This window comes from Pontibacter sp. HSC-36F09, assembly GCF_024171605.1.
GTDB lineage: Bacteria > Bacteroidota > Bacteroidia > Cytophagales > Hymenobacteraceae > Pontibacter.
In genome coordinates, this window is record NZ_JALKAA010000013.1 from 1 (window position 1) to 9,723 (window position 9,723).

The window sequence follows — 9,723 nt, forward strand, 5'->3', positions numbered from 1 at the left end:
ACACCCTCAGGGCCACCCCGTACTCGGGAAGCAACGGTACCGGAACGGCCGGAACGCCGCTCACCATCACCTTCACCGTGGTCAACAATGTGAGCGTAGCATTGGCTAACAGTTCATTACAGGAGCAGAGATCACCTGAAGCAGTTCGAGCAGCATACGTTTATCCGAATCCATCTAGTGATGGTCGTGTTAAATTAAAGGTGTTCACTGAGAATCATGAACAACTGCAGTACAGCTTAGTGAATTCTATTGGAGAGAGGCTTTACTCTGGTACATTGACGAAGGAAGCTGCGTCAAATCATGTAGACTTCGACTTCTCTGAGAAAATGAAGGAACCAGGAGTTTATTTCCTGAAAGTGGAAGGACCTAGTGTTAAAAAAGTATTTAAATTGATGAAAACACTTTAAATAGTAACTAATAAATAAAAAGGTCCCGGTCTAAATGTTTAGGCTGGGACCTTTTTATTATTTGCTTAGAAAGCAACTAAATTAGCCTATCATAGGATAGCTAATAAATTGTAACATTCTGTTTTTGTTATACCTATAACTTATGCAGCTGAAAATACCCCAGATGCATCTCGTCTTCCGGACCGGCTATACCTGGCGTGATAACGAGTTTGTAATGCTCTTTGTCTTCCGCCGTCAGGATGTCTTTTACTTCAAAAACCTCGTCTACATCCACACCAAATTTATCGTCGATGTGTGACGTGGCGCCTTTAAAACCCGTGTGCTTGTAGAAGGCTGTTTGCTTAGCCTGTTGCACAGCACCAGCCTGGTCTTTCGCCACAGCCAGCATCTTGTAGTGGAATTCATCGAACTCCCCTTGTTTATACCCGCCCAGGTTCAGGAAAAAGAGCTTGTCAGCAGTTGAGGGCGCAGCAGCTTCCTCTTTCGACACTACTTTGATCTGGAAACCGTTCACCTGCGTCACTTCACGCCAGGCATCCACATGGATATTGCCCTTTGCTTCCGGCCAGAAAGCTTTGATCGCCGGCACCAGGTCGCTTACTTTTTCGCCTATGGCAAAGAACATGTCGTGCTGCTCCGTGTTGCGACCAGCTGGCCGGCAACCTAGCATGAGCATGAAGAGTTTTGGGTTTTGCATTTGAGTTTAGTTTGGTGTAAATTTTTGTTTTAAGTTATAAGATGGGTTTAGAGTACCCATTCATACCTTTTAAAATAAAGCTAGGAGTCGTGCTAGATTGTCATCATTGTGCCTTTTTTGTCTGAATCAGTACATAGGGCCCCTACACCAAGTATTTACAGGATTTTAAGATTTTCAGGATTCCCATGCACGATTAACATCCCCCTGCCCCCTTCGAAGGGGGACTTCCGTCCATTGCCAGTTTATAGGTATAGCTTCGTCGTTCAGTTCACGTTTTGCAATACCGTGTCGAACCACCCCTGCCCCTCCTTGTCCAAGAAGGGGAATCTGTTGCCGCTATTCAGAAGGTATAAGCGGTGTGGCAAATGGAGATTGTATATTTCACCCGCACCCTTGACACGCATCGAAGACATCCTTGACCCTTGAGCTACGAAGCAAATCACTTTAGCCAGGTGCACTTTTGACAATTTTTTGTTTGAGCGGTCAGCGAGTGGGGGTAGGGGCCCTCGATTCAAAATCGTCTTGACTTTTTTGCTTACTTTTTGTGTCAAGACAAAAGTGAGTGCCCGCCGCACAGACGAAACAGCAGCCCGCCTGGCCAAGGCACGCTATGCAACAGAGGCAGTTGTTATACCTATACCTGGGCCGGAGGCCCCACCATAGTAGACACGAACGTGGACGCTCGCGCCAAGAAACACAGCCCCGCCGGCCAGGCCAAAAACCTCCCCTCTTACTTATACCCAATAATCGAAGTAAACGTAACCTTCCGCATCGGCTGCCGTGACACCGGATTGATCGCCTCTACAACTCCCTCCGCTTTGAGCGCCTCCAATGCTTCTTTGTAATTTCCCCTGATATAATTCGTGCCGATATTATGATGCCGGTAAATGCTGTCGATTGGGAGGTTGTGGTAATAGGCACGCTTGCCTGCCAGATCGGTAATCAGGTTTTTAATTGAGTAACGGTACTGCTCCTGAAATAACGACAGCTGATGCTTGATATTGGCTCCGAAAAGCGGCACCCCGTCTTCCTGGTAGTCGCTGTACATGAGCATGAGCTCTTTCATTTTCATGTAAGGCGCATCGTTCTTCGACACAAAAAACAGGTAGTGACTGGTCTGGTTCTTCTTGGGCAGACTGATCTTGAAGCGGAACGTCTTGTAATCCTTCTCCCGGAAAACGTCCTCGAACTGATCTACCATAAAGTCTTCGCGCTGACCGGCATCCTGGTAGCGGTCACAGAATTCGCGGATCTTCTGCAGACGCTCCTTGCCAAACACATCGGCCATAATGCTATCATCTGTAGCGCCCTGCACAACAGCCCGAAGTTTGGCCGGTGTGAAGAGCATGAACAGATCGAGTCCCCAGCGGCGCACCGACTGCAAGAGCAATTGCTGCGAAAACTCGTAGCCAAAGGGGTCCAGGTATAGCAAAGTAGGCACATCGTTGCCGAGGAGCTTGGCGAGCGTTGCCAGGCTTGCTTCTTCGTGCAATAGCACTGGCTTGTGCTGAAGGTCCTGGTAGTAAGGCAGCTGCTGCAGGTTCTCTTTTAGTTTGGCGGTGACGGTCTTTTTCTCATCATTGAAAAAAGTACGCACTACTTTGTTGAGGTTATACTTGTCTGTTGCCCCGAAAATGCTGTTGAGCACCCGGACCGGTGTGGCAGGCTTGCCGTCCTCAGTCTTCCCATCACCGGCGTACAGGTCGATAAAGGCCAGCACCGGGTTAGACTTATAGCGCTGACCCTGCAGCTGGGCACTGCACCAGGCCTTAAAAAATTCGTTCAGCAGTTCAGATTTGATCTCGGCGCTGCTACGCTGTTCTATAAAAAAATCGTTTGTATCGGCAGTGGACATGGAAAAAGGTCAATTCTGCCCGTCCGGCAGGTATAGCAATCTGACTTCCTATACCTGTGGGGTGGGCCAATGTTTTATGGATAGGTAAAGTTAGGGCTTGTTTCAATTATAACCTTAATTTTGCAGCATGAAACTGACTGGCAACATTCTCAACATTAAAAACAAGCGCGACGACCGCAATGCAGGTATAGCCATTGAGGTGGACAAGATCGAATATGTGACCTACAAAAAGGATGGCAAGTATTTTCAGCCTTTCAACTTGGAGGTCGAATTGGAAAAACCGCTCGTGATCACGGGAGATCAGTTGGCCCGCAAACCGGAGAAGCATCTGCAGGAAGGCGAGTATGATTTCGATGTGTATGACAAGGAAGACGGGGAATATGTGCTCAACGAGAACCGGTTTTTGTCGGTGCTGCTGGTATACGACGAATTTGAGCAGGAGCATGTGCTATCGTCGGTAGAGTATACAGTTACGATCTCAAACGAGGAGTTCAAGGTTTTGAAAGAAGAGCAGCATAAACTTCGCCAGTCCCGAAAAGGCCTGGGCAAAAAGAAGAAATAGCCGGCCGCTCATCCGGTATAAAACAGAAAGACCTGCTTCAAGCATCGCTTAAGGCAGGTCTTTCCTTTTCATGTTCCGTCAAACATGGAAGCAATTCTTCCAAAAAGCTTCTACAAGCTTTATTTCAGGTTTACACCTGTCTGAACGATAACATAATGTCTATACCAAGGTATACGCAAGTCAACTTACAAGGTTAATGTTCAGACATTTACTTTTTATTCATACCCAGGTATATACCATACCCGATCAGGCCGGCGCCCACGGCAAAGAGCACATACTGCTTTTGTTTAGTATCCAGGCCGTTGTAGGTATCCAGTCCGAACTTGCCTGGATTTTTCACAACGTTCATGATCTCACCCGGATTTTCCATCAGGTAATTCAAAGGATTCGAGGGTTTTGATGTATTGGTTTTCATGTTTTTCAAGTGGTTTATTTTGCTTTCTTCTCTACGGAAGCCATGCGTAAGAAGATATGAAATATGACCTGCATCGGCCTGCCGATGTGCTTTTTTAGTTGCCCGTGCGAATCAGTTCTTCCAAAGTGCTGCGTTTGCGCTCTTCCGGCTTCTCTCCTTTGCTGAACTTATAGCGTAGCGTAAACCCAACGTTGCGCTGCCTGAAATACTGGTTCCAGTCGCTGACGTTGCCTTCGCCCACAAGGGCACTGATGATCAGGTCCTGGGTTTTGAAAATGTCGTTTGCGTTGACGCTCAGCTCCAGTGTTTCATCCAGAAAGCTTTTCTTCACTCCCACGTTCACCCACCAGCGCGGGTCCACCACATAGAGGGCATAGGCTGCCGGGCCCTGGTATACCCCGTTCACTTCCATCTTTATCTTCTTGGGCAGCATAATGGTGTGGTTCGTCTGCAGCATGTAAAACACCTGGTCGTTGATCATCTGCTGCTTGTTCACCACGGCTGAAAACTCATTGTAAGAAAGGAGCATGGTGTTGCTGCTCTCCCAGTTTTTCATGATCGTAAACGGCACAATGGCGATCAGGCTCAGGTTGCGGGATTTGGGCACGTTGCCGACATAGTAGATTGTAGTCGACGTCTCAGGTATAATCTCTGGCAACTCGGCGATCACATCGCGGTTGAGCTGGTAGTTGAGCACCAGGTTATAAGTCTTTTTAAACACCTGCGTGATGCCCATGGCGTGGGTGTACTGTGGACGCAGATCCGGATTTCCCTGCCAGTAGGTATAGGGATCGCGATAGGCAAAGAAGGGGTTGAGTTGACCGTAGTTCGGACGCTGGATGCGCCGGCTGTAGTTGTAGTTGATCTGGTAGTTATCGCTCACTTCCTGCTGCACAAACAGGCTGGGAAATAGATTGAGATAATCACGATCGTTCACATCCCTGGTTGTAATCGACTCTCCCCGCGAGGTGGTATATTCTGCCCGCAAACCGGCCTGCACGCTCAGTTGCTCACCCAGTTTGGAGTTCAGGTTAAGGTAGCCCGCATAGATGTTCTCATCATACACAAAGTGGTTCGTGCGTCGTTCATCCAGTTGCAGTTTTTCGCTGTTGTTAAAGTAAAAGCGGGAGTCATTGTCAGAAACTACCCGGCTGGCCTTTGCTCCTAATTCCAGCTTCCGGCCGTTGGCGAGCGGACGAGTAAAATCTACTTTGGCCGCAAAAATATCAAACTCGTTGGGCGTGTTGGTATACAGGAAGTCCTGCGTTGGCGGCAATCCGGTTTCCAGGTCATAAAAGTAATTGAAAAAGTTGGCGTCGCCTCTGTTTTTGATCTTCACAAAATCCAGGTCGGCGGTAAGCGTCGTGCCGATAGTGTCGTACTTGCCCATGTAGTGCAGGTTGGTAGTGAAGTTGGTGAAGCGGTTTTGGTTAAAGTTATCTGCATCAATAAATTGCGTCGGCTGGTTAGGGGCATTTCCGATATAGGTTTCGGTCAGGAAGTCGGCGTGCAGTTTGTTGGTGTTGAAGTAGCCCATTACGCCTACGCTGTGGCGGTCGTCGAAGCTGTAATCCGTACCCACCCGAACGGCAGGAGGTCCCTGCACTTCATAATTGCCGGTAGCTACTTGGTCGAAATGAGTCGTGCTTTCGTCTCCCTGGAAAACCCTGTTAAAGGTGGCATCGCGACCGCCTACTCGGCGTGCCATATCCAGGTTTAGGAAAGAGTTCCAGGGTCCGGTTCTGTGGTTGATGTTGCCCCCGGTAGAGAAGCCGTACTGCTTGCCATTGTAGTTGGCACCTGCATAAGCACTTCCGTTTATACCTTGCAGCGTGTTCTTTTTCAGGTTGATGTTCAGGATGCCAGAAGAGCCTTCGGCATCGTACTTGGACGAAGGGTTGGAAATAATCTCGATATTGCGGATGTTCTCGGCTGACATACCTTCGAGGAGCGAACGCAGGTCGCGGGCGGAGAGGTAGGTCAGTTTTCCGTCCAGCATAATGGTTACCCCTGCCCTGCCATTCAGCTGTATGTTGCCTTCCTGGTCTATGAATACGCCCGGCAAGGTGGCCAGCACATCATAAGCCGTCCGTCCTGCCGCCAGTGCCGTTCCTTCTATGCTCACCACCATGCGGTCTGCTTCCTGGGTGATGGTGGGACGGAGCGCCTCCACCGTTACTTCCTTCAGCTGGGTTGTGCTGGGCACCAGCCTGATATTCCCGACCGCCGTCTCTGGTTTTGCCGCGTTGACTGCCACCCGACTAATAAACTTTTTCTGATAACCCAGGAAGCTGATGGCCAGCTGGTAATTGCCAGGTGCTATACCTTCAAAAGAAAAGCGGCCATTGGCATCGGTGAGTGCGCTCTGCAGTGCCTGCGTATTGCCGGACTGGAGCAGGGCGACTGTTGCATACTCAATAGGCTTTCCTGTTAGCGAGTCAGAAAGTGTGCCCGATATTTTACCAGCTTCCTGCGCCCATGCAGCACTTGAAACGGACAGGAAAAGGCATAGCAATCCCATCAAAAAAAGTACACTTTTTTTCATAGCCTATCGAATGATGATTTTAATCTTCCGCCTTTATATTTGTGGGGATAAGCTAAAGACAATCATTTCGCGGCACAGTTGCATCCGCTCCAAATTAAATCTGCCACCTTGCTGCATTTCGGGCAATAGAATTGAGAAAACCACGTATAGGAAGCTGCAATTAAAAAATTAAGACTTACCCATGTTTCCGCTTCAGCAAGTGTCGCTTCTGCTCATACTTACTACTACCCTCTTCGAAACTTTCGCAAACCTGGACCTGGCCATGTTGCAACTGCTGAATGGCAACCGGGCAACAGACTTGGATTTTGTGCTGCTCACCCTGACAATTACCGCCTACGGACTTGGTGCCTTAGTACCGCTTTGCCTATACCTGGCGGGGCACTTCGGGCGGATGGTTTCGCTTAAGCTAAAGGCCTATCAGTATGTATTTGCCATGGGGTTGAATATTCTGTTTATTGGCTTACTGAAGTACACCATCGATCGTCCCCGCCCATTTGTGACCCACGACACGATTGAGCAGATTGCAGAAGCCAGCAGTCCCTCCTTTCCTTCAGGCCACACGGCTTTTGCTTTCACGGCGGCCGTTGTGCTTGTACTGATGTTCCGCAACCCAGCCCTGCGCGGCCTCCTGCTGACCTGGGCCTTTCTTGTGGCCTACTCCAGACTGGCCCTGGGCGTGCACTACCCCAGCGACGTGCTCGGCTCCATGCTACTCGGCTCTGCCGCTGCCTACCTTGCCACCTACACCTTCCGGAAGCATCGCGAACAATTTTATACCTTGCTCAGGCGAGGCCGGAATTTGAGAATAGTGCGGTAGGTATAGTATTTCTTTAAGGTGCAACCTATCAGTTAAAAACCCGCTAAACCCAACTCTGATAATTGACACATCCGTTTTTTGAAACGTGTAGTTGCGTTTATAAACGCTTATAGATTTTTCCTACATTGGCTGAGCATTATCTAGGGTATTTCCTGGCGCGAAAACTTGGTAAATCCACTCAGGAAAAGAATCTAACAAATCACCTTAATCGCTTGGTTTACATAAACTTTGACTCTGCAACCAGCCTCCCGCTGGGAAAAGAGCGAGTATGTTGTAGAGTTACTGTAAAAGCACTATATTAGTAGAGCGCTATGGAACCTATCAGGCGAAGCCGCACACCGGAAGAAGTGAGTGAACCAGACAAAAACCACCTTCGCATATAAGGCAGATAAACGTCATAGTGTCGTTTATACAGTAGTTGGTAGCAATACAATTTAAAATGCAGTACTTAAGATTAATGACTCAGAGTGACCCTAAGGGTATCGGTGTAAAAAATGGAATTTATCAATGTGAAATAATTCCAGACTTATTTTCTAATCCTGAAGGCTTCAAAAACCTTTTAAGTGAATTTACTATTAAATACGATTTTGACAAGAACCAAATTGAACCAGCGGACTTAGATTTTGAATATGTTAAATTATTAAAGAAAGCCAAAATCACTGACATCATAAGCTATTCTCCTTCATTAAGAGAGTTCCAGTTCATTTTAAGTTCTAAAGCTAAGGGATTACTTGAAGGACTAAATATTCCTAATTGTAGATTTTATACAACGAAACTCTACGATTACAATGGCAATCAAGTTCATGATAACTTTTACATGCTTCAAACCTCATATTTAGGCTATGAAGCAATCAATTTTGAAAAAAGCATCTTTTATTTTGGGTCTGAAATTTCAGGCAAGAGATATCAGAAAATAAACAATTATGAAGAGTTTAGGAAGGCATTAGACTTAAATCCTATCCTAACCACAGAACATGTAGGTATAAAGAAGGAGTTTGTCAATTCAGAATTTATAAATACACGACTTGGCGGGCCATTGGTTTCTGAAAGGTTATGGGATAGGTGGAGTAATTTTGAGGTTACAGGAATAAAGGTATTTGGAAGGCAAACAGCACTTGTGGAATAAAAGTACAGCTACCAACAATAGCTAAAAAACACTAAAGCGGTTTTTAGCTACGGCCCGTTGGGCAGCATTTTTAATCAATGAAACATATTATACTAACCTTTCTCTTTTGCTTCACCATAGCTTCCCTATTTGGGCAGGCTACATCATTGAAGATGCCAGAAGAAGAAAATAAGGAATGGTTAACAGCCTTGAAATCGCGTGGCAAAGTCGAGCAGCTTTCAATGGTTAAAAAAAGGTTCTTTTTGCCACAACCTGCAAGAGATGATTTAAGTGAAATAAATTTTGCTGTTCCAATTTTAGTCATAGATGGAATAGCAGTAACAGACAAGTTAAGCGACAGTTCACGTGAGCAGCTGTTTCATCTTTTAACTGAAGAAACAGTCAAAGAAATAGCTGTACTTGATGAACAGCCAGAAGAATTATATATCAACAGAAGGTGGACTGGAATAATTGTAGTGGTACTAAGCGATAAGAAGGTAAGCAGGAAACTACAGAAGATTAAAATAGAATAACGATAGCCCAACAACCCAACAAGGTGCATAATTTAGGCTTCAACTATGCCTCACCCACATTATAGCACGAGCACGGTTAGGGGTAATAAGAATTAATTGAAAAAGCTCATTTACATTTTCATTGCTTTTTGTATCACTCTGGTTGGCTGTAACAAGCTGGATATGCAAGAAAAGTGCTTTCTCGATTTCAGATTGGGAATGCGAAACTATGATTACGTTAAAACTGCCAAAGCACTCATAGAAAAGGACATTCTTCAAAAATTAGTAATCAAAGAACCTTATGAACTTGATAAGAAAATTTTAAAAATCAAGTTTGGTGATATTGGCTTGGAGGGGATTATTGAGCCAATCTTCTTCACAGACCGACTTGACCAGCTAAGAATCTTTTTCGGAGAAGGTGTCGGTTATGAGCAAAACAAGAAGGTGACTATAAGGGACTATGAGAAAGTTGTCAGGAAACTAAGTACTGAATACGGACAACCTCTTGAAAGTAAAAAGGATTCTGAGACAGAGCATCGATTTACAAGTTGGGAAACAGAAAGCTATAAAGTGACAGCATTGTTCGTACCAGAATACGAATTGTCTAAAGACCAAATCAATATTTTCTTCGAGCCAACAAAAGAACTAGAAGAAAGTTTAGAACAATACAACAAAGAAAAGAAACTGCAAAGAGAATAGAATTACTTCCACCAACAACTAAGGCTTCGTTGGGTACGGAGTGCCGACAATGAAGCCGTGGTTGCACTAACCGTGCGACCCGTTATGGGTTTTAAGTCGGAAGAGGCTG

Annotated in this window: 11 protein-coding genes; 7 read left to right on the forward strand and 4 right to left on the reverse strand. The window is 46.1% G+C overall.

The features are described 5' to 3' along the window. Positions 1–407 (forward strand): T9SS type A sorting domain-containing protein (locus L1278_RS19340; protein ID WP_253406668.1); only part of this gene is annotated, 407 nt, incomplete at its 5' end. 133 nt (positions 408–540) lie between these two features. Here L1278_RS19340 and L1278_RS19345 read toward each other — a convergent pair. Beyond that, on the reverse strand, positions 541–1,104 hold the full coding sequence (locus tag L1278_RS19345) for a DUF1543 domain-containing protein (RefSeq protein ID WP_253406669.1): 564 nt from the start codon (positions 1,102–1,104) through the stop codon (positions 541–543). A 531-nt stretch (positions 1,105–1,635) separates the two neighbouring features. On the opposite strand from L1278_RS19345, the gene L1278_RS19595 reads away from it, so the two are divergent. Beyond that, positions 1,636–1,767 carry a hypothetical protein gene (locus L1278_RS19595; RefSeq protein WP_256488737.1) on the forward strand — a complete coding sequence of 44 codons (132 nt, stop codon included), beginning with the start codon at positions 1,636–1,638 and terminating at the stop codon, positions 1,765–1,767. Positions 1,768–1,834: 67 nt separating this feature from the next. Here L1278_RS19595 and tcmP read toward each other — a convergent pair whose 3' ends face one another. Continuing rightward, positions 1,835–2,959: a three-Cys-motif partner protein TcmP gene (gene tcmP, locus L1278_RS19350; protein WP_253406670.1), complete on the reverse strand. Its 1,125-nt coding sequence runs from the start codon at positions 2,957–2,959 to the stop codon at positions 1,835–1,837. 127 nt (positions 2,960–3,086) lie between these two features. Between tcmP and L1278_RS19355 the strand changes: the two genes are divergently transcribed. After that, a complete protein-coding gene (locus tag L1278_RS19355; RefSeq protein ID WP_253406671.1) occupies positions 3,087–3,521 on the forward strand; it encodes a hypothetical protein in 435 nt (144 codons plus the stop codon). Positions 3,522–3,729: 208 nt separating this feature from the next. Here the strand turns inward: L1278_RS19355 and L1278_RS19360 are convergent, their stop codons facing one another. After that, a complete protein-coding gene (locus L1278_RS19360) occupies positions 3,730–3,936 on the reverse strand; it encodes a hypothetical protein (RefSeq protein WP_253406672.1) in 207 nt (68 codons plus the stop codon). Positions 3,937–4,030: 94 nt separating this feature from the next. Then, the gene (locus L1278_RS19365) at positions 4,031–6,481 is read right to left on the reverse strand and encodes a TonB-dependent receptor domain-containing protein (RefSeq protein WP_253406673.1); all 2,451 of its coding nucleotides are present in this window, start codon (positions 6,479–6,481) and stop codon (positions 4,031–4,033) included. Between the two features lie 181 nt (positions 6,482–6,662). Here L1278_RS19365 and L1278_RS19370 point away from each other — a divergent pair, with 181 nt between their 5' ends. From L1278_RS19370 to L1278_RS19385, 4 genes are all read left to right on the forward strand, one after another. Next, positions 6,663–7,298, forward strand: a complete 636-nt coding sequence (locus tag L1278_RS19370; RefSeq protein WP_253406674.1) for a phosphatase PAP2 family protein — start codon at positions 6,663–6,665, stop codon at positions 7,296–7,298. A gap of 439 nt (positions 7,299–7,737) precedes the next feature. Further along, positions 7,738–8,424, forward strand: a complete 687-nt coding sequence (locus L1278_RS19375) for a hypothetical protein (protein ID WP_253406675.1) — start codon at positions 7,738–7,740, stop codon at positions 8,422–8,424. 152 nt (positions 8,425–8,576) lie between these two features. After that, on the forward strand, positions 8,577–8,936 hold the full coding sequence (locus L1278_RS19380; RefSeq protein WP_253406676.1) for a hypothetical protein: 360 nt from the start codon (positions 8,577–8,579) through the stop codon (positions 8,934–8,936). Between the two features lie 96 nt (positions 8,937–9,032). Further along, positions 9,033–9,614, forward strand: a complete 582-nt coding sequence (locus tag L1278_RS19385; protein ID WP_253406677.1) for a hypothetical protein — start codon at positions 9,033–9,035, stop codon at positions 9,612–9,614. The last annotated feature ends 109 nt before the right edge of the window (positions 9,615–9,723 follow it).

Bases quoted from the DNA above. Each gene is read 5' to 3' on its own strand.
- L1278_RS19345 (WP_253406669.1), bottom strand. From the start codon at position 1,104: ATGCAAAACCCAAAACTCTTCATGCTCATGCTAGGTTGCCGGCCAGCT.
- tcmP (WP_253406670.1), bottom strand. From the start codon at position 2,959: ATGTCCACTGCCGATACAAACGATTTTTTTATAGAACAGCGTAGCAGC.
- L1278_RS19355 (WP_253406671.1), top strand. From the start codon at position 3,087: ATGAAACTGACTGGCAACATTCTCAACATTAAAAACAAGCGCGACGAC.
- L1278_RS19360 (WP_253406672.1), bottom strand. From the start codon at position 3,936: ATGAAAACCAATACATCAAAACCCTCGAATCCTTTGAATTACCTGATG.
- L1278_RS19365 (WP_253406673.1), bottom strand. From the start codon at position 6,481: ATGAAAAAAAGTGTACTTTTTTTGATGGGATTGCTATGCCTTTTCCTG.
- L1278_RS19370 (WP_253406674.1), top strand. From the start codon at position 6,663: ATGTTTCCGCTTCAGCAAGTGTCGCTTCTGCTCATACTTACTACTACC.
- L1278_RS19375 (WP_253406675.1), top strand. From the start codon at position 7,738: ATGCAGTACTTAAGATTAATGACTCAGAGTGACCCTAAGGGTATCGGT.
- L1278_RS19380 (WP_253406676.1), top strand. From the start codon at position 8,577: ATGCCAGAAGAAGAAAATAAGGAATGGTTAACAGCCTTGAAATCGCGT.